14 protein-coding genes are annotated in these 18,071 nt (G+C 68.4%); 4 read left to right on the top strand and 10 right to left on the bottom strand.

Going from position 1 to position 18,071, the window contains the following annotated elements:
* Positions 1-143: 143 nt before the first annotated feature.
* The 4 genes from JHY01_RS21600 to JHY01_RS21585 all read right to left on the bottom strand — a co-directional run bounded on the left by JHY01_RS21600 (position 144) and on the right by JHY01_RS21585 (position 6,465).
* Positions 144-3,053 carry a C39 family peptidase gene (locus tag JHY01_RS21600; protein WP_205327771.1) on the bottom strand — a complete coding sequence of 970 codons (2,910 nt, stop codon included), beginning with the start codon at positions 3,051-3,053 and terminating at the stop codon, positions 144-146.
* Between the two features lie 243 nt (positions 3,054-3,296).
* Positions 3,297-4,442 carry a galactonate dehydratase gene (gene dgoD, locus JHY01_RS21595; RefSeq protein ID WP_205327770.1) on the bottom strand — a complete coding sequence of 382 codons (1,146 nt, stop codon included), beginning with the start codon at positions 4,440-4,442 and terminating at the stop codon, positions 3,297-3,299.
* A 31-nt stretch (positions 4,443-4,473) separates the two neighbouring features.
* Positions 4,474-5,211: an SDR family NAD(P)-dependent oxidoreductase gene (locus tag JHY01_RS21590; protein ID WP_205327769.1), complete on the bottom strand. Its 738-nt coding sequence runs from the start codon at positions 5,209-5,211 to the stop codon at positions 4,474-4,476.
* Between the two features lie 9 nt (positions 5,212-5,220).
* Entirely contained in the window at positions 5,221-6,465 is a 1,245-nt protein-coding gene (locus tag JHY01_RS21585; protein ID WP_205327768.1) for an ROK family transcriptional regulator, read from the bottom strand.
* A 266-nt stretch (positions 6,466-6,731) separates the two neighbouring features.
* On the opposite strand from JHY01_RS21585, the gene JHY01_RS21580 reads away from it, so the two are divergent.
* The 3 genes from JHY01_RS21580 to JHY01_RS21570 are packed head-to-tail and all read left to right on the top strand — an operon-like array spanning position 6,732 to position 9,753.
* Positions 6,732-7,931: an extracellular solute-binding protein gene (locus tag JHY01_RS21580; protein WP_205327767.1), complete on the top strand. Its 1,200-nt coding sequence runs from the start codon at positions 6,732-6,734 to the stop codon at positions 7,929-7,931.
* Complete coding sequence (locus JHY01_RS21575) at positions 7,928-8,917, top strand: carbohydrate ABC transporter permease (RefSeq protein ID WP_205327766.1); 990 nt, start codon at positions 7,928-7,930, stop codon at positions 8,915-8,917. Before JHY01_RS21580 ends, JHY01_RS21575 begins: the two co-directional genes overlap by 4 nt.
* Positions 8,917-9,753 (top strand): carbohydrate ABC transporter permease, encoded by an 837-nt coding sequence (locus tag JHY01_RS21570; RefSeq protein ID WP_205327765.1) that lies wholly within the window; start codon positions 8,917-8,919, stop codon positions 9,751-9,753. Before JHY01_RS21575 ends, JHY01_RS21570 begins: the two co-directional genes overlap by 1 nt.
* Positions 9,754-10,240: 487 nt before the next feature.
* On the opposite strand, the gene JHY01_RS21565 is transcribed toward JHY01_RS21570, so the two are convergent.
* The 3 genes from JHY01_RS21565 to JHY01_RS21555 form a co-directional block, all read right to left on the bottom strand.
* Positions 10,241-11,893: an HNH endonuclease signature motif containing protein gene (locus JHY01_RS21565; RefSeq protein ID WP_205327764.1), complete on the bottom strand. Its 1,653-nt coding sequence runs from the start codon at positions 11,891-11,893 to the stop codon at positions 10,241-10,243.
* Positions 11,894-12,431: 538 nt separating this feature from the next.
* A complete protein-coding gene (locus JHY01_RS21560) occupies positions 12,432-14,012 on the bottom strand; it encodes an amidohydrolase family protein (RefSeq protein WP_205327824.1) in 1,581 nt (526 codons plus the stop codon).
* A gap of 103 nt (positions 14,013-14,115) precedes the next feature.
* Positions 14,116-14,526, bottom strand: coding sequence for a (deoxy)nucleoside triphosphate pyrophosphohydrolase (locus JHY01_RS21555; protein ID WP_205327763.1), 411 nt, complete (start codon positions 14,524-14,526; stop codon positions 14,116-14,118).
* Positions 14,527-14,959: 433 nt separating this feature from the next.
* Here JHY01_RS21555 and JHY01_RS21550 point away from each other — a divergent pair, with 433 nt between their 5' ends.
* Complete coding sequence (locus tag JHY01_RS21550) at positions 14,960-15,319, top strand: hypothetical protein (RefSeq protein WP_205327762.1); 360 nt, start codon at positions 14,960-14,962, stop codon at positions 15,317-15,319.
* A 72-nt stretch (positions 15,320-15,391) separates the two neighbouring features.
* On the opposite strand, the gene JHY01_RS21545 is transcribed toward JHY01_RS21550, so the two are convergent.
* The 3 genes from JHY01_RS21545 to ychF all read right to left on the bottom strand — a co-directional run bounded on the left by JHY01_RS21545 (position 15,392) and on the right by ychF (position 17,962).
* The gene (locus JHY01_RS21545; protein ID WP_205327761.1) at positions 15,392-16,189 is read right to left on the bottom strand and encodes an SDR family NAD(P)-dependent oxidoreductase; all 798 of its coding nucleotides are present in this window, start codon (positions 16,187-16,189) and stop codon (positions 15,392-15,394) included.
* 200 nt (positions 16,190-16,389) lie between these two features.
* Positions 16,390-16,794, bottom strand: coding sequence for a nuclear transport factor 2 family protein (locus tag JHY01_RS21540; RefSeq protein ID WP_205327760.1), 405 nt, complete (start codon positions 16,792-16,794; stop codon positions 16,390-16,392).
* 94 nt (positions 16,795-16,888) lie between these two features.
* Entirely contained in the window at positions 16,889-17,962 is a 1,074-nt protein-coding gene (gene ychF, locus JHY01_RS21535; RefSeq protein ID WP_205327759.1) for a redox-regulated ATPase YchF, read from the bottom strand.
* Between the last annotated feature and the right edge of the window lie 109 nt (positions 17,963-18,071).

Below are 18,071 nucleotides of genomic sequence, written 5' to 3'. Positions count from 1 at the left end.
TTGGGTCGAGGCGGATCCCGTTGTGTCCCATGCTAGTGACCGTACGCAATCGCCGCTGCGCACGCGTCCGCGACGGTGGCCGGAGGCAGGCGGGGCTCCCGCCGCGGCCGCGGCGGGAGCCCCCTCCCCTTCGGTCGTGCCCTTTATCCGTTCGGCGCGATGACGTCGAAGCCGCCTACGCCCGCAGCCGTCTGCGAGGCGTAGATCAGGTCGTCGACGGTGATCGTGTACGTCTTGGCGCTGGCCGAGTCCCAGACCTGGAACGCGGTCACGGGCCAGTTGGTGTTGGTGCCCGACGCGTTATAGCTCGCCGAGTAGCCGTAGATCATCATGTAGTGGCGCACCGAGGTGTCCGCCGTGGGATCGCCCCACGGCAGGTACCCGTACTGGACCAGTGTCGAGGACGGCTGACCGTTGTCCAGGTGCTCCCTGATCCGCTCGACCTGGAGCTCCATCGAGGTGCCCGAGGTCGATGCCGAGTACCAGTCGTAGAACGAGTACCCCAGCCCGGTCGGCACGAACGCGTTCCAGCCCGAGGCCATGTCCCCCGGGTAGGTGAACCCGTAGGTGTCGGTCTTCATCTGGTCGGCGATCGACGACTGGCTGGGGGCGCTGCTGGCCCGCATGGTCATCGCCGCGGACTTCACGGTCGCGGGACCGCAGTAGGTCGAGGTCTCCTGCCGGTACCCGACCATCGGCAGGCCGGTCACGCGCAGCTCGTTCTGGTCCTCGCCGTTGATCGTGACGGTGGCGTCGAGGACGCTCGCGCCCCGGTCGGCCACGTCGAGCCATTCCGTATAGCAGTCGCGCCGCTTCCCGTCGGCCAGCAGCGAGGACACGCATCTGCCGTCACCCCAGCCGTTCCCCGGGACGTACAAGTCCACCGCCGCTTGCACGGCGCCGTGCGAGGGGCTGCTCGAATTGTCGTCGTAGACGACCGACAGGCGTCCCCGGTACCGCGTGTTGTTGTAGGCGCCGTAGGTCGACGAAGGCGTGGTGACCCAGCCTTCGAGGCACAGCTGGTACTGCATCCCGGAGGCCGACTTGACGCCGGTGCAGATGTCGTTGTCGGAGGCGTTGCCGAAGTCCGACTCGTCGACGAGCGAAGAGCCGCTGGTCCAGTTCGTGTTCGCGTCGGCGACCGGCGAGACCACGGCGTAGATGTTGTTGTAGCTGTGGACCGGACCCGGGTTGTGCGGGTCCATGTTGGTCACCATCGTGACCTTGTTCCCGTAGTTCCCCTCGATGGTGGTGATGTTCCCGGTCACCGGGTCCACGTCCACGACGACGCCGATGTGGTCGGAGTCGTAGTAGCTCGTGCCGTAGATGACCACGTCGCCTGGTTCGATGTTCGACTTCGAGGTCATCAACCCGCGGTTCTTGCCCCAGGTCTCGAACGTGCCCGAGTACGGGAAGTACACGTCGATCCCGGCCTGCTGCCAGGTCCAGGACGCGAACATCGAGCACCACGGGTCGCCGCATTTGACGCCGCCGTTGCCGTAAGGGTTGCAGTTGTCGCCCCATTCCTGGGTCCCCAGCTGCGAATACGCGGCGTTGACGATGCGGTCGCGCACTTCGGAAGTGGGGACCGACCCGGTCGCCGGGTTCGACGGCACCGTCGGGTTGCCCGAGCCTCCGCTGGGTTTCGGATCGGAGTCGCACCGGTTCATGATGATGTCGGTGGAGCCGGTCGAGACGTAGTAGTCGGCGATCCACAGACCGTCCGACGTGTAGTCCCACACCGCGTAGCCGCCGTAGTTGAACTCGCCGTAGGCCTGGCAGGTGATGGTCACATAGGATCCCGCCGGGTACTTGTCGAGCACGTAGGTGCTCGTCAGGCTCTTGCCGTTGTACCCGTTGAGGGTCTCCTTGACCAGGAAGCGGTTCCCGCTCCCCGAGGGGCTGTCGCCGTCGCAGGAGGTCATGACCATCGAGGACGACCCCGTGACGACGTAGTAGTCCGGGATCCACAGGCCGTCGCTGGTGAGGTCCCAGATCGCCGAGCCGCCGTAGTTCACCTCGCCGTAGGCCTGGCACATGATCGTGACGTACGAGCCCTCGGTGTACTTGTCCCAGACGTTCCCCGACGACAGCGACTTCTCGTAGTAGCCGTTCAGGTTCGTGCGGATCTTGAACTGCGTCCCGGAGCCGCCGCCGGAGCCGCCGCCGATCCCGATCGAGGAGCACAGCGGCACGCCGGAGATCCGGCCGTCGATGCCGGTGGTGACGTACGCGTCGGGCACCCAGTACCCGTCGGTCGTGTAGTCCCACAGGGTCGAGCCGCCGGTGCTGACGCCGGTGTCCTGGCAGCGGATGTACAGCGATGAACCGTCGGGATAGGCGTCGACGCGCACGCGGTCGTCCGGGTCGGGGCTGCCGCGCCCGTCGAGGGCGAACTTCACCGGGTACGGCCCGGAGTTCGCGCCCGTGCCGGACGGGGTGCCGTTGATGCCGATCGAGATGCAGCGCGGCGCGCCGTCGATCATGCCGGAGGTCCCGGTGGTGACGTACGCGTCGGGCACCCAGTACCCGTCGGTGGTGTAGATCCACAGCGTGGACCCGCCGGCGCTCAGGCCGTAGTCCTGGCACTTGACGTACAGGTTGGCGCCGCTCAGGTAGGCGTCGGTCTTCACCCGGTCGTCCGGGTCCATCGACCCGCGACCGTCGATCGCGGTGCTCGCCTTGTACGGGCCGGCGCTGAAGCCGACGCCCGCGGGGGTTCCGTCGATGCCGAGGTCTGAGCACAGCGGCACGCCCGGGACGCGGCCGCTGTGGCCCGTGGTCAAGTAGGCGTCGGGGATCCACCAGTTCGCGGCGGTGTAGTCCCACAGGGTGGAGCCGCCGGCGGCCATGCCCCAGTCCTGGCACTGGATGTAGACGCCTTGACCGGCGGTGTACCAGTCGGTGGCGGTGCGGTCGTTGGGGTCCATGGACCCGCGCGCATCGATGTTGACCTTGGCGGTGTACGGGCCGTAGGTCGCCGCTTGCGCCGGTGAGGCCGCGGCGATGACTCCCGCCATCGCCGCGACGAGTGCGGCGAGCAGCAGGGTCATCCTTCTTCTGAAATTGGACACACTGTCTCCTGACAGCGAGGGCCGGGGGAGGGGAGGCCCCGGCGGCTGATGGGGGGATGGGGATCGGGGGTCACGGGGTCGGGGCCGTGGGGCGGCCCAAGTGGACGATAACGGGCCGATCATACGGCAAGTGGTGTCATGCGGTAAAGAATCTGAAACGTGAACAAGGCGTGACGCACTGCGCCACGCCTTGCCTTCCGTCACCGTCCTACCGCCGTGTTCTCACCACTCGGCGAACGAACCGTCCTTGAGGCGCCAGATCTCGTTGCGCCAGCGGTGGGGGTCCTCGGCGGCCTTGCGGACCGCCGCCTCGTCGATGTCGATGCCCAGGCCGGGACCGGTCGGACGCTGCACGTAGCCGTCCGTGAACGCGAAGACCGCCGGGTCGACCAGGTAGTCGAGGAGATCGTTGCCCTCGTTGTAGTGGATGCCGAGGCTCTGCTCCTGGATGAGGAAGTTCGGCGACGCGAAGTCCACCTGCAGGCTCGCCGCGAGCGCGATCGGCCCCAGCGGGCAGTGCGGGGCCAGCGCGACGTCGTAGGCCTCGGCCATGGCCGCGATGCGGCGGACCTCGGAGATGCCGCCCGCGTGGGAGAGGTCGGGCTGCGCGACCGCGATGCCGGTGGAGAGGACGTCGCGGTAGTCCCAGCGGGAGTAGAGCCGCTCGCCGGTGGCGATCGGGATCGACGTGCCCGCGGTGACCCGTGCCAGGTCGCGCGAGAACTCCGGCAGCACCGTCTCCTCGACGAACAGGGGGAACAGCGGCTCCAGCAGGGGCAGTACGCGGCGGGCCATGGCGGTCGAGAAGCGGCCGTGGAAGTCGATCGCGAAGTCGAAGTCGTCGCCCACCGCCGAGCGCAGTTCCGTGAACTGGTCGACGATCCGGTGCACTTGTGCGGCGGTCTCGATCGGCCCGAGCTGGGCCGAGCCGTTGCATTTGACGGCGTCGAAGCCGTTCGCCTTGGCGCGCAGGGCGTCTTCGGCGAGGGCTTGGGCGGAGTCCCCGCCGATCCAGGTGTACACGCGGGCCTTGTCGCGCACGGCGCCGCCGAGGAGTTCGTACACGGGCACGCCGAGGGCCTTGCCCTTGAGGTCCCACAGGGCCTGGTCGATCCCCGCGACGGCGCTGGAGAGCACGGGTCCGCCGCGGTAGAAGCCGCCCTTGGTCATGACCTGCCAGTGGTCCTCGATGCGCGAGGCGTCGGCGCCGATGAGCCGGTCCGCGAGCGCTTCGACGACGCCGGCGACCGCTTCGGCGCGGCCCTCGACGATCGGTTCGCCCCAGCCGACGAGGCCGTCGTCGGTTTCGATGCGGACGAAGAGCCACCGGGGCCGGACGAAGAAGGTCTCGATTCTGGCGATGTTCAAGGGAACCTCTATCTCTTGTGGAGCTTGAGCGTCAGGCGAGTCTGACGAGACGGCCGCCGTCGACGGGGAGTTCGGCCCCGGTGATGTAGCCCGCCTCGTCGGAGGCGAGGAAGGCGATCGCGGCGGCGACCTCTTCGGGCCTTCCGAGTCGCCCGGCGAGCGTCCGCCCGGCCTCTTCGGCCTGCCCCGCGGGGGGTACGGGGTCCCATTGCCGGGTGCGGATGGGGCCGGGCGCGACGGCGTTGACGCGCACGGCGGGGGCGTATTCGACGGCGAGCTGGCGCACCAGCGCGCTGAGGCCGCCTTTGGCGGCGGCGTAGGCGGTGAACCCGGGCATGGACGCGTGCGCGTGGACCGAGGAGACGGCGACGACCGAACCGCATGCGGCCGTGAGGGGTTGGGCGAGCGAGGCGACGCCGAGGTAGGTGGCCTTGAGGGTCACGTCGAGCACGAGGCCCCAGTCGGCCTCGGGCAGTTCGTGGGCCGCGCCGAAGCGGAGCGTGTACGCGTTCGACACGAGGGTGTCGACGTGCCCCTGCTCGTCCATCACGCGCGCGGCGAGGTCGTTCCAGTGCGCCGACGCCGCGACGTCGCAGTGGGCGAAGTGGACGGTGCCCTCGGTCTCGGCGACGACGCGAGCTCCGGCTTCGCCGTCGATGTCGGCGAGGTACACGACCGCGCCCTCGTTCGCGAGGCGCTGCACGGTGGCGGCCCCGATGCCCATGGCGCCGCCGGTGACGACAGCGACTTTGCCCTCGAATCGATTCATCCGGCGACCCTACCGCCCGTCCGCGGCGGGCTTGGCGCGCTGGCGGATGGGCACTGCGGGTTCGGTGAGGTCGACGAGCGCGGAGGCGAGGCCGGGCCTTTCGCGCAGGATGAGGGCCGCGCCGCCGACGGCTCCGGCGCGGGCGCCGAGGTCGAGGGCGGCGGGGACGACGTCGACGTCGCGCACCAGGGTGAGCGCGTACCGGCGGAGCGCGGTGCGCAGCGGGTCGAGGAGGACTTCGCCGGCGCGGGCGAGTTCGCCGCCGACGACGATGCGTTCGGGGTTGAGCAGGTTGCAGAGGCTGGCGAGGACGCGGCCGGTCATCTGGCCGACGTCGGCGAGGACGCCTTCGCAGGCGCGGTCGCCCGCGGCGGCGGCGGCGAGTACGTCTTCCACGGTCGCTTTGGCGCCCAAGTGGGGTCGCAGCGCCGCCAGGACGGCGGGGATGCCGGCGTGGAGGACGAGGCAGCCGCGGTTCCCGCACGGGCAGGCCGGGCCGTCCACATTGATCGAGGTGTGGCCGAGTTCCCCGGCGGCGCCCACCGCGCCGCGGAAGACTCTGCCGTCGAGGATGAGTCCGGCCGCGATGCCGTTCGAGAGGCCGACGTACATGAGGTCGCGGACGCCTCGGCCCGCGCCGCTGTAGGCCTCGGCCACCGCTTCGAGCCGCGTGTTGTTCTCGATCGCCACGGGCAGTTGGAGTCGCTGGGCGAACTCGTCGGCGGCGTGCACATGGGACCAGGGCTGGTCGGGCAGCGAGGTGGAGACGATGCCGGTGGCCTTCTCGATGGGGCCGGGCAGGCCGACGCCCGCGCCCACGATCCTGCCGCGGTCGAGTCCGTGCTCGTCGATGAGGCGTTCGAGCAGGTCGGCGGCGACGTCGATGCGTTCGGCCCAGCCGAGCTCGGGGTCCACGGCGCGGCCGGCGCCCGCGATCTCGTTGTGCGCCAAGTCGGAGAGGTGCACCCAGACGTGGTCGAAGGTGAAGTCGAGGCCGAGCGCGACGGCGGCGCCAGGACTGATCGCGAGGGTCTCCTTCGCGCGGCCGTCCCCGTCGGGGTCGCCGTCCCGCTCGATCACGAGACCGCGGGATATCAATTCGGTGACGATGGTCGACACGGTCGTGCGCGACAGGTCGGCGCGGCGGGCGAGCTCGGCGCGGTGCGTGGGTCCCTTGCGCAGCAAGAGGGTCAGCAGCCGTTCCTGGTTCGCCCGGCGCAGTGACTGGAGGGATCCGCTCTTCGTCCGGGGCATTGGCCGATCATACAGCCCGCTCATAAATCTTTGTCAAGACTATTGACGTACTTAAGCGAGCAGAGCTAGCCTTCGTCAACAGAGTTTCGTACCCCTTCCCTGAAAGGCCAAAACCCATGCGTGGATCCCTCGGGACGCCGGTGTCCCGTCGAAGCTTGATGCGCGGCACCGCCGCAGGTGCCGCTGCGGCGGCCACTGCCGGAGCCCTCTCTGCCTGCGCCCCTTCGGCAGGGGGCGGAGCCGGCGGAAAGACGACGCTGACGATCATGGCCCCGGAAAACGAGTTCAGCCCGGAATTCCTCAAGACCGCCGAAGAGCGGCTCGACGTCAAGATCAAGCGCGTCGAGGTCGACACCACCAAGCTGACCGCCATGCTCGCCAGCGGCACCGCACCCGACCTGGTCCGCGGCCTCGGCGCCGTCGAGACGCCCTACATCGTCGGCCGCGACCTGGCGCTCCCCCTCGACGACTACTTCGCCAAGAGCGAACTGCTCAAAGAGGACGACATCGACCCCGTCAACGACGTGTGGCGCTACGACGGCTCCGTCCAGGGCCAGGGCCCGCGCTACGGCATGGCGAAGGACTACTCCCAGGACGCCATGTTCTGGTACAACACCGCCCTGTTCGACGCGGCCGGCGTCGCCCACCCCTCCGAGACCGAGCCGGTCACCTACGACCAGTGGCTCGAGATGGGCAAGGAGCTCACCCAGAAGGACGGCGACACCACCACCGTCTACGGTCTCTCGGCCGGCGGCCTCGGCCTGTTCATCAGCCTCGCCAACATGACCGCCTCCGCCGGCGGCAGCCTGCTCTCCGAGGACCTCGGCACCGTCGACTTCTCCTCGCCCGAGGGGCAGAAGGCCCTCCAGTGGTTCCTCGACTACGCCCGCGCCAAGGTCGGATTCAGCCCCGTCGAGCCCAACCCCGACGGCTGGGACTGGCCGCCCTACCAGACCGGCCGCCTGGCGCAGTCCTGGTCCGGCTACTGGTTCGGCGGCGCGATCGCGGCCGAGGCCGGACTCGCCGAGACCTCCCGACTCGCCCCCGCCCCGACGATGGGCGGCGAGCGCATCAGCCCCTGCTTCGGCGCCACCGGCTACTGGATCCCCAAGGCCTCCAAGCACCAGGACGAGGCCTGGCAGGTCTTCGAGTGGTTCATGGGCGGCGACCCCGCCAAAGAGCGCGCGGCCGGCGGCTGGGGCATGCCGAGCCTGCTGTCGCTCCGTGCGGACCTGCCGGTCGGCACGCCCGCCCAGGAACAGGCCCTCGCCGCCGTAGAGGCCGAGTCCGACTACTTCAAGGTCCTGTCGTTCTCCCCGTACGTCAAGGTCGAGGCGCTCGACGCCGTGCTCAACCAGTACCTGCCCGACGCGATCAACGAGGACGTCTCCGCAGGGGCGCTGGCCGACACGCTCAACACCGACATGCAGGCGCTCCTGGACGACGGCAAGGAGCTGGTGCTGTGACCGCAACGCTCCACGCGTCGCGTGAGACTCCCCCTGCGGTGCCGGCCCGACCCCGCCGCAGGCGGGGTCGGGCCGGGCAGCGAACCCGGACGTTCTACCTGTTCGTCGGGCCCTGGATCGCCGGGTTCGTGCTGCTGACGCTGTTCCCGCTCGGCTACGCGTTCTGGATGAGCCTCACCAACACCGACGGGCTCTCCCCGAACTGGTCGTATGTGGGCTTCGACAACTACCTGCGGGTCTTCCAGGACACGCAGACGATCGAATCCCTGGGCCGCACCGGGATCTTCATGCTCGCCACCGTGCCCACCGGCGTCGCCGCGGGCCTGGTGATGGCGGTCATGCTCAACCGCGACTTCCGGGGTCGGACGCTGTTCCGCGCCCTGTTCTACCTGCCGGCCGTGGTGCCCGGCGTTGCCGCGGCGCTGACCTTCAAGATCATCTTCGACCGGAACGCCGGTGCGGCCAACGCCCTGGTCGGCGCCGCCGGAGGCGAGCCGATTTCGTGGCTGGCCGATCCGTACACCCGCTTCGTGCTGATCCTGATGATCCTGTGGGGCGTCGGCGGCTCGATGATCATCTCCCTCGCCGCTCTGCAGGACGTGCCCAGGGAACTGCTTGAAGCAGCCAGAGTGGACGGCGCCGGTCCGGTCTACTCGTTCTTCAAGATCACGCTGCCGATCCTCAGCCCCATCATCTTCTTCCAGGTGGTCACGGGCGTCATCGGCTCGCTCCAGGTGTTCGTCCCCTCGCTGCTGCTCGCGCCGGTCAACGGCCCTGCGGCCGTCACGGCCGTGCCCGAGGGCAACTACCTCTTCATGGTGCACGTCTACGCCGAGTACTTCGCCAAGAGCCACTTCGGATACGCCTCGGCACTGCTGTGGGTGCTGTTCCTGTTCGTCCTGCTCATCACCGGCGTGGTCTTCAAGATCGGCAGCAAGGCGGTCTTCTACGGCGGCGTCGACCCCACCGAAGGGAAGGAGGGCTGATGAACGTGAACCTCGCGCGCCGGGCCCGCTTCACGGCCCTGTACCTTTCGCTGATCACGCTCGCGGTGATCTTCTCCGGTCCGCTCGGCTGGCTCATCCTCACCTCCTTGAAGGCCCCGAACGAACTGTCGGTCTTCCCGATCCAGTTGTTCCCCGCGACACCGCAGTGGCACAACTACCTCGATGCCCTGACGTTCATCGACTTCCTCGGCTACGCGCGCAACTCGCTGATCCTCGCCACGATCTCGTCGGTGCTGACGACCATCTCGTCGGCGTGGATGGCGTACGGGTTCGCCCGCCTCTCCGCACCCGGCAAGAAATTCTGGTTCGGCCTGCTGATCTCGACGATGATGATGCCCGGCATCATCACCCTCATCCCGACCTACCTGATGTTCGCCAAACTCGGCTTCGTGGACACCTACATTCCGTGGATCCTGTGGGGCCTGTGCGGCGCCGCCTTCATGGTCTTCCTGTTCCGCCAGTTCTTCGCGGGCATCCCGAAGGAGCTCGAGGAGGCGGCGATCCTCGACGGGTGCGGCCACGTGCGGATCTTCTGGAAGATCTTCATCCCGCAATCCGGGCCGATCCTGGCGGCGTGCATGGTGCTGACCTTCACCGCGTCCTGGGGCGACTTCATCGCCCCGAGCCTCCTGCTGAGCGATGACACGACGACCCTGGCCGTGGCGATGACCGCCGGGTACGTCAACGAGAAGGGCTTCCCGGTGCAGAACCTGCTCGCCGCGGGCAGCACCATGTTCATCCTGCCCGTGCTGCTGATGTTCCTGTTCTTCCAGCGGTTCTTCGTGCAGGGGTTCTCGACCTCAGGTTTGAAGTAGCGAGTTTCCGGCGCCCCGACTTCGTCTCGGCGGGGCGCCGGTTCACTACCGGGGCGGTGGACCGAAAGCCGGGTCAAGACCACGGTCCGCCGCCCCTCGCTTTCGTCTGGGCGGCTTCGACTTCCACGCAGTTTGTTGCGCCACTGACGGTCGAGCCGGGCCTGCGGCTCAAGGTGTATCCCCAGGCACACGCACGCGCATCGGCTTGCCGGTCGCCGTGGCCCCGGTCAAGGCGGCAGCGACGAGAGGAGTCTGGGCGGTCGGGGTCGGTCTGTCGGCCCGGGGGACCGTCGGGGTCGGGCGGCCTCAGTCGCGGTCGGTCCGACGAAGCATTGGTCACTCTGCGGGGCATGGGGAAAGGCCTGGATCCATAAGGAGTCCAGGCCTGAGCGCCTTGTGTCCGTCGGCCCTGCCTGCTTTCACCTGGGCCTTGGTGTGCCGCGCTTCGTGCAGTTCCCCGCCGGGATTGCGGCCCCGGCGGGCGTCCTCAAAAGGGAATGAATGCTTCGGCTGAGTCGCGTTCACCGTAGATCGGCGGCGGGTCGGTGACCGGAACCTGGTAGTTCCTCATGTGGTTCTCGGCTTCGTCATCGTCGAACCCGAGCTTGGCGGTCGTACCTTGGTAGCCGCGGCGGTTGATGCCGTGCTCGAAGTAGTCGCGGGCCTCCTCGACCTGCTCGGCGATCCATTCCAGGTCCGGGGTCATCGCCTCCGACCATTCGAACGGATAGAGACCGGTCGGGAAGAAATCCTTCTCCTGGCCCTTGAACAGGTCGTCCATGTCGGCCTCGGTGCGCCAGTCGCTGCATCCGCACGTCTCCGCGGTACCTGTCGTGTCACTCTCGTGGGGCATGCCCTCACTGGTCCGGCCGCAAGGGGCGACGGTTCGGTGTGCGCAGCCTGCCTCGTGGTGGACGATCATCGCCTCCCCGGGGCCGGTCTTGGTGACAGTCCAGCCCCTGGTGTGGATGCGCCCGTGGTGGAACCGGCACAAGAGGATCAGGTTCTCGGCGACCGTTTCGCCGCCATCCGCCCAATGGGACAAATGGTGCGCCTCGCACCATGCGACCGGGCGACCGCACCCGTGCCAAGCGCAACCCTCAGGTTGCTCAAGTTCGAGCTTCCTGCGCAGCGCCGTATTCGGGACCCTGAGCGCCCGGCCGAGTTCGATCGCCTCTCCGGTGGCGTAGTTGAACACCGAGGGAATGACCAGGCCCTCGCAGGCGAGCAGTCGCGCCCTCGCGAGGCTGACGGGGCGGCCTTCCAGGAGCGGCACCCGTCCGGTGTCCTTGCCCTGCAGAGTCTCGACATCGACCGTGAGGTTCAGAGTGGCGGTGTGGCCGTGGCGGGTCGCCGCTTCGGGAGAAGCCCCATAGCCGGCCACGAGCTGGTGGAGCGCTTCGGCATTGCGAGTCACCTGCGGAGGTAGAACCCCGTAGGCGTCGACCTCGTCCTTGCGGGGAGGGGGGACGGCGGTCTTGAGGTACTTGTCCAGGAGCATCCCGGTGGTGGAGGAGAGCACGCCCGAGAGGGTCCACATGCCGCCCTCGAACTCCTCGCGCAACTCGAGCCGCTGCAGCGATGCCTCCCCCAGCCCGTCGAGGAGTTCCGCCTCATCGGCGAGGTTCGCGTGAAGCTCCTTCAGATGGCGCGCGAGGTCCTTGAACGGGGCATGCGCGGCGTACTCGGCCACCAGCGCTTCAGGGGTCGCGCATTCCCTCTCGGCATCGAACGGGGAGCTCACCGGGGCCCTGAACGGGGTGCGGGAGAACAGGGCCGCCGCGGTGGTGGCGTTCAAGCGATTCATGGCGTAGGCGACCTGGTCGATCCGGGCGTACCCGGTCAGGGCCGCCTCAGCGAGGACACCGAACTTCTTGGCGAGCTTCGCGATGGAGGCGATGTTCCCGGCGGTCTGAAAGGTGAAGTCGAACTCGGAGACCAGCCAGTCCCGCTGGGCTGAGAAGCCGTCGGCGTCACGGTGCACGTTCCGTTCGAAGGCGTCCAAGACGATCTTGAGTGCAATGGCATTGTGGGCGTTGATCATCGCCGCTGCATCATCGAGGAGCATCCTGGTGGCCTGGGTCTTGGCGCGCTGCTCTGCACGGGCCTGGGGAGTAGTGGGGCTGGTGCGTCGGGCCACTGGATTTCACCGCCTCGCCATGCTCGAATATCTGTCTGTTTTTCGTCTCCTTGTACTGATTCAAGTATGGCTTGGTATCGGTGGGTTGCCATCACCTGAAAGGGTGAATTATCCATTGAGGAGTATCAATCTCTTCGATCAACTGCACTGGGGCGCAATGAACCCCGCTGCATCGAGCCTTGGCAGGGCGACTTCAGGCGACCCGGCGGCCGCACCCGACCGCCACCCTCATCCGACCTATTCGTCGCCGCCTCACGACCGCTTCCTCAGTGTCGCGGGCAGCCGAAATCGGAGCGCGCGTGGACACGCGTGTATTCGGGGAGTCCTGCATGAAATCCCGTTCTCCTTGAATGTGCCGGGCCCGCACTATGCCCGAAGGCACTGGGGGTCCGCACCCGGGACACGCGGACCGGCACCCGCGCGAAAAGTTGGGTGGGGCAAGGACAAGGCGCGGAACGCACCGTTGCGCAAGCGTTTGCGGGGGAGCGTATAGACGTCAGCCACACTGGACCGACAGGCCGCGTTGACGGGCGCGGCGTCAGCGACGGGAGGCCGAGTGGCGCACCGAACGGCCTGACAGGGCTTCGGTTCGTCGGCCTTCTTCTACCGCCAAGGCGCCGTTGACCAAGACATACGGAATACCGGCGGCCTGCCGGCGTGGTGCTTCGAAGGTGGCCATCGCGTCGACCGTTTCGGGATCGAACAACACCAAATCGGCCGCGAAGCCCTCCTTCACCAGGCCGCGGTCCCGCAGGCCGAGGATGGCCGCCGGTCGGCCGCTGAGGTGGGCCACGCATTCCTCCACGCTCATCAGTCCGAGCTCGCGGGTGTAGTGCCCGAGGTAGCGGGCGAAGGAGCCCCACGCGCGCGGGTGGATCTTCTCGCCCGCGAGCACGCCGTCGGTCGATCCGGTGTGGACGCCGTGGCGCATGATCGTCCGGACGTTCTCCTCGTTGCCCTCGTGCATGAGGCAGGCGGTGCCGAACTCGTCCCGCACGATGAGGTCGAGGAAGAACTCGGCCGGGGCGCGGCCCTCGGCGGCCTCGCTCACGCGGCGTCCCACGAGGCCGCGCAGCTGTGGATCGGCGACCCCGGCGATCTCGATCTTGGTCCAGTCGACCGGGACGCCGTTGGCGCCGTCAGTGCCCTCGACGTCGAGCTCGCGCACGATCCGGGCGCGGTTCCCGGCGTCCGCCAGCCGCTCCTGCAGCGCCCCGTAGCCGCCCGCGACCGACCAGCTCGGCAGCAGCGCCGCGAGCATCGTCATGCCCGGCAGGTAGGGGTACGTGTCGAGGCTGATCGGCAGGCCCTCGTCGAGGCCTTTGTCGACGAGTTTGAGCAGTTCGGCGGCCCGTCCCTCGTTGACGCGGTAGTTCAAGGTGGCGTGGGCCAGATGCAGGGCGCAGCCCGAGGCGCGGCCGATTTCGATCATCTCCGCGTAGCCCTCCATCGCGCCGGCACCGTAACTGCGCTGGTGGGGGCTGAAGTAGCCGCCGTAGCCCGCGACCACCTTGCACAATTCGACCAGCTCGCCGGTCTTCGCGTACATGCCCGGCGCGTAGCTCAGACCGGCCGAGAGCCCGAACGCGCCCGCTTCCATGCCTTGGGTGACCAGGGCTTTCATGACCTCGAGTTCGGCGTGCGTCGGTTCGCGGTCCTCCCAGCCCATCGCGAGCATCCGCACGGTGCCGTGGGGGACGAGGTAGGCCGCGTTCACGGGGATGCCCCGGTCGAGGCGGTCGAGGTACTCGCCGACCGTGCGCCAGTCGTATGCGACGTCGAGGCGGCCGTTCCACGCGGCGATCGCCTCCCACATCAGCGGCGCGGTGGTCTCGTCGACGGGCGCGTACGAGAGCCCGTCCTGGCCGAGCACTTCGAGGGTGCAGCCCTGGCCGAGCTTCGCGAGGTGGTCGTGATCGGCGAGGAGCGCCAGTTCGGAGTGGGCGTGCATGTCGATGAACCCGGGGGCGAGGACGAGGCCGCCGGCGTCGATGACGCGCCTGCCGTCGAGCCGGCCCCCGATCGCGGCGATGCGGCCGTCCTTGATGCCGACCTCGGCCGTGCGCAGCGGCGAGCCGGTCCCGTCGGCGACCTCGGCTCCTCGGATCACGATGTCCATTGCGGCCACTCGGCGCCCTCCCTCGATCGGCACGGAGCGTCAGTCTATGCAGCCCGGAGAGTGCTCACCAGTGACATCTCGGCCATCGGGAGGTGCCGGACGCTCAGGCGCGCAGGAGCTCCCGGAGGGCGTCGACCGCCGGGCGGTTGCCCGGGAGCCAGGGCACGGAGTCGAGTTCGGCGGGGGCCAGCCAGCGCAGTTCGGCGTGCTCCGCGGCGTGCGGCTCGCCGTCGGTCAGCTCCGCGACGTAGACCCGCAGCAGGTACCGGCCGTTGCCGGTCGAGAGGTCGCCGCCGACGCGCTCGCCGACCGCGATCGTGACGCCGAGTTCTTCGCGGCATTCGCGGATCAGCGCTTCGGTTTCGGTCTCGTCGGGTTCGACCTTGCCGCCGGGGAATTCCCAGAGCCCGGCGAGCTCGGGCGGGTAGGCGCGGGCGGCGGCGAGAATGCGGTGTCCCTCGCGGATCGCGGCGCCGACGACGACCTTCGGCGGCTCAGGACGCGGTTCGTTCACCGCAAGAGCTTATCGGTGGCGGCGTGTCGTTCAGGCTTCGCCGCTGTTGCCGGTTTGAGGGCGTTTCGTTATCTTTCGCGCGTCAGATCACGTCCTGTGATCGCTATTGAGCAATCTGTTGTTCATACGTTCGGATGATGTGGCGTAGATCCAACGGTCAGGAATCGTGTCCACCAGCACAAAACCAGACAAGAACCGTCCCATGTAACCCGATATTACCGATTAATCCCATTTGCCGGTCTGGACAGAAACTGGGAGACGCGCAAGACTCGGTTCAGAAACGATAAAGATCCGGCGACAATTCAGACACGAAGTCCGCGTGTCCGTCGGAGCGAATCAGACCACCTTACTGATCGGTCGCAGCCCTGCTCAGGCAGGGCACCGCTATGCCGGTCGCGGCAGTCAGAAAGCCACGACGAATGGCGATGGTGCCATGAGGAGAACGGAGCAAGACGACAACGTGCTGCTGGATGCACTGAGGGAGCTCAACGGTTGGGTAGCGGATGACGACGGCCGCCTCTCGCGGTCGCTGCCGCTCGACGATTCCCAGCACGCGGAGCTCGCCGAACACATCAAGATCTTCGCTGACACGCTCGGCGTCAGACCGGACGTGTCGCGCACCGACGAAGCCACGCTCATCGTGCTCGCCAGTGAAGGCGGATTCAGTCTCACCGACGTGACCTTCGCGGGCCGGGTCGAGACCGCTTACATCACCATCGCCGGCGACCTCGCCGCCCAAGAGGACCCGAGCCTCTCCAAGGGCCGCTTCCGCTGGCTCCGACGAAGCGAATAGCGCGAACCCGCACGGCGGATCGCCGGGGACCCCACCTCCCCGCCGGTCCGCCGCAGCCATGTCCGGAGCGCGTCAGGCCGGCATCTCGGCCTCGGGATCGTGGCCCTGGGCCGCTCGGGCGCCGTCGACCGGCAGTACCGCGCCGCTGATGAACGAGGCCTTCGCCGAGAGCAGGAACGCGACCGCCTCCGCGACCTCGGCAGCCTCTCCCGCCCTGCCGAGCGGATGCAGCTTCCGCATCGCCGCCTCCACGCGCGCGTACGCGGCCGCGCCGGAGTCCTCGAGGGAACGCAGCCGCTCGGTCGCCACCGACCCGAGGGCGAGCGCGTTCACCCGCACCTCCCAAGGGCCGTAATCGACCGCGAGCGCTCGCGTGAGGCCCTCGATCGCGGCCTTGGCGGTCGCGTACGGCAAGGCGCCCCGCACGGCCCGCTGCGCTTGATGGGACGAGACGTTGACGATGCTCCCGGGGACGCCCTGGACCCGGAACGCGGCCACCGCGGCGGCGGCCCCCGCCAGGCACGGCTGGAGGTTCCGCCGGATCAGCTCCGCGACGGCCGCGCCGCCCGCCTCATGAAGCCAGGCGTCGCGGAACACCGCCGCGTTGTTGACCCAGCCGGTGAGCGCGCCGAGCGATTCGGCGGCCGCGACGGCGCGAGCGGCGACCGCGTCCTCGCCCGCGTCGCCCACGACCACCCAGGCCCGGCTCTCACCGATGGCCTCGTCGAGCCATTCGAGCCGCTCGTCGTGCAGTTCCACGACGACCACCGCGCGGCCCTCGGCGAGGAGCCGTTCGACGATCGCCCTGCCGACGCCCTGCCCGCCGCCGGTCACGACCGCGACCTCCCGCTGTCTCGGCTCACGCTGCATGGCCCACCTCCGAAATCGACGACGCCGCGACCGCGCGTCGCGGCGTCGGATTCCATAGTGCTCAAGGAAAGGCGTGTTTAAACCCGGCCATCACCGGGGAGGGCCGGGCGTTGCGGGGCTGAGGCGCTGCCGCGCTTGGGCATCGCCGCGCGTCTCGACCAGGTCGCCGTCGCGACGGCGCTTTCGGCCTTTCGCATTCGCTAGGCGTGGTCAGGCGGCGTGTCGCCGTGTCGATGGACGACCTTCCACTCGCCCGCCTCGCGCCGGTAGACCTGCGTCACGCGCAGGGTGTAGGTGCGGTCGGTGCCGTCCAAGGTGGTCTGCGTGTGCTCGAAGCCGACCGTGTACGCCATGTCGCCGATGACGTCGGCGGCCACGATCTCGTAGATGTGGGACGTGCAGCCGGAGAAACGCTGTTCCAGGTAGGTGAAGAGCTCGTCGGTCTCGGCTGTCCCGACCGCGCTCTTCCAGGCACCGAAGACGGTGACCGGGTTCTTGCGGGACCAGATCCCACGCCGCGCAGTGGCGTCGCCTTCATGGAGCGCGGTCTCCGCTTCTCTGACCGCAGTGTTCACCCATGTGAGGAAGTCATCGCGTTCGGTCATATCGCCAAGTAAAGCACCTGACGCGAAGGCATGAGTCAGGAAGAGCTGAGGGAAGGGGCCGCGTTGGGCGCGGGCCTCAGCCCTCGGCCGTCTCTCAGACGTTGAAGCGGAACTCCACGACGTCGCCGTCGGCCATGACGTAGTCCTTGCCCTCCATGCGGACCTTGCCGGCGGCCTTGGCGGCCTGCATGGTCCCGGCGTCCACAAGCGCGTCGAACGAGACGATCTCGGCCTTGATGAAGCCGCGCTGGAAGTCGGTGTGGATCTCGCCGGCGGCCTCGGGGGCGGTCGCGCCCTTCTTGATCGTCCAGGCCCTGGTCTCCTTCGGGCCCGCCGTGAGGTAGGTCTGGAGGCCCAGGGTCTCGAAGCCGACGCTCGCGAGGCGGTCGAGGCCCGGTTCGGTCTGGCCGGTCGATTCGAGGAGTTCGAGCGCTTCGGCCTCGTCGAGGTCGATGAGCTCGGACTCGAACTTGGCGTCGAGCAGGACGGCCTTCGCAGGGGCGACCAGCGCGCGGAGCTTCGCGGCCAGCTCCTCGTCCGCGACCTGGTCCTCGTCGACGTTGAAGACGTAGATGAACGGCTTCGCGGTGAGCAGGTGCAGGTCGTACAGCAGCTCGGTGTCGAGCCCGGCGGCGAAGATCGTCTTGCCGGAGTCGAGGACCTGCTGCGCGGTCTGGACGGCCTCGAGCTTCGCTTTGGCGTCCTTGTTCATGCGCGCCTCGCGCTCGAGGCGCTTGAGGGCGTTCTCTACCGTCTGGAGGTCGGCGAGGATGAGCTCGGTGTTGATCGTCTCGATGTCGTCGACGGGCGAGACCTTGCCGTCGACGTGGGTGACGTTGCCGTCTTCGAAGACGCGCACGACCTGGGCGATCGCCGAGGTCTCGCGGATGTTGGAGAGGAACTGGTTGCCCTTGCCCGCGCCTTCGGAGGCGCCCTTGACCAGGCCCGCGATGTCGACGAAGGTGACCGTCGCGGGGAGGATCCTCTCCGAGCCGTAGATCTCGGCCAGCTTCGGGAGCCGGGAGTCCGGGACGGCGACCACGCCGACGTTCGGCTCGATGGTCGCGAACGGGTAGTTCGCCGCGAGGATCTCCGAGCGGGTCAGCGCGTTGAACAGCGTGCTCTTGCCGACGTTGGGCAGGCCGACGATACCGATGCTGAGTTTCACGAGGGTCAAGTCTAGGCGGGGCCGCGCCGTGACGACACGGCGCGACCAGGTGATGTGGGTCAGGCTGCGCTTTCGGCGACGTTTGCGGGCCGTCAATTGGCACTTTCGG

The organism is Glycomyces sp. YM15, from assembly GCF_016918015.1.
GTDB lineage: Bacteria > Actinomycetota > Actinomycetes > Mycobacteriales > Micromonosporaceae > Glycomyces.
This window is presented reverse-complemented; position numbering and strand designations above follow the sequence as displayed.

Bases quoted from the DNA above. Each gene is read 5' to 3' on its own strand.
- JHY01_RS21600 (WP_205327771.1), bottom strand. From the start codon at position 3,053: ATGACCCTGCTGCTCGCCGCACTCGTCGCGGCGATGGCGGGAGTCATC.
- JHY01_RS21590 (WP_205327769.1), bottom strand. From the start codon at position 5,211: ATGAATCGATTCGAGGGCAAAGTCGCTGTCGTCACCGGCGGCGCCATG.
- JHY01_RS21585 (WP_205327768.1), bottom strand. From the start codon at position 6,465: ATGCCCCGGACGAAGAGCGGATCCCTCCAGTCACTGCGCCGGGCGAAC.
- JHY01_RS21580 (WP_205327767.1), top strand. From the start codon at position 6,732: ATGGCCCCGGAAAACGAGTTCAGCCCGGAATTCCTCAAGACCGCCGAA.
- JHY01_RS21570 (WP_205327765.1), top strand. From the start codon at position 8,917: ATGAACGTGAACCTCGCGCGCCGGGCCCGCTTCACGGCCCTGTACCTT.
- JHY01_RS21560 (WP_205327824.1), bottom strand. From the start codon at position 14,012: ATGGACATCGTGATCCGAGGAGCCGAGGTCGCCGACGGGACCGGCTCG.
- JHY01_RS21550 (WP_205327762.1), top strand. From the start codon at position 14,960: ATGAGGAGAACGGAGCAAGACGACAACGTGCTGCTGGATGCACTGAGG.
- JHY01_RS21545 (WP_205327761.1), bottom strand. From the start codon at position 16,189: ATGCAGCGTGAGCCGAGACAGCGGGAGGTCGCGGTCGTGACCGGCGGC.
- JHY01_RS21540 (WP_205327760.1), bottom strand. From the start codon at position 16,794: ATGACCGAACGCGATGACTTCCTCACATGGGTGAACACTGCGGTCAGA.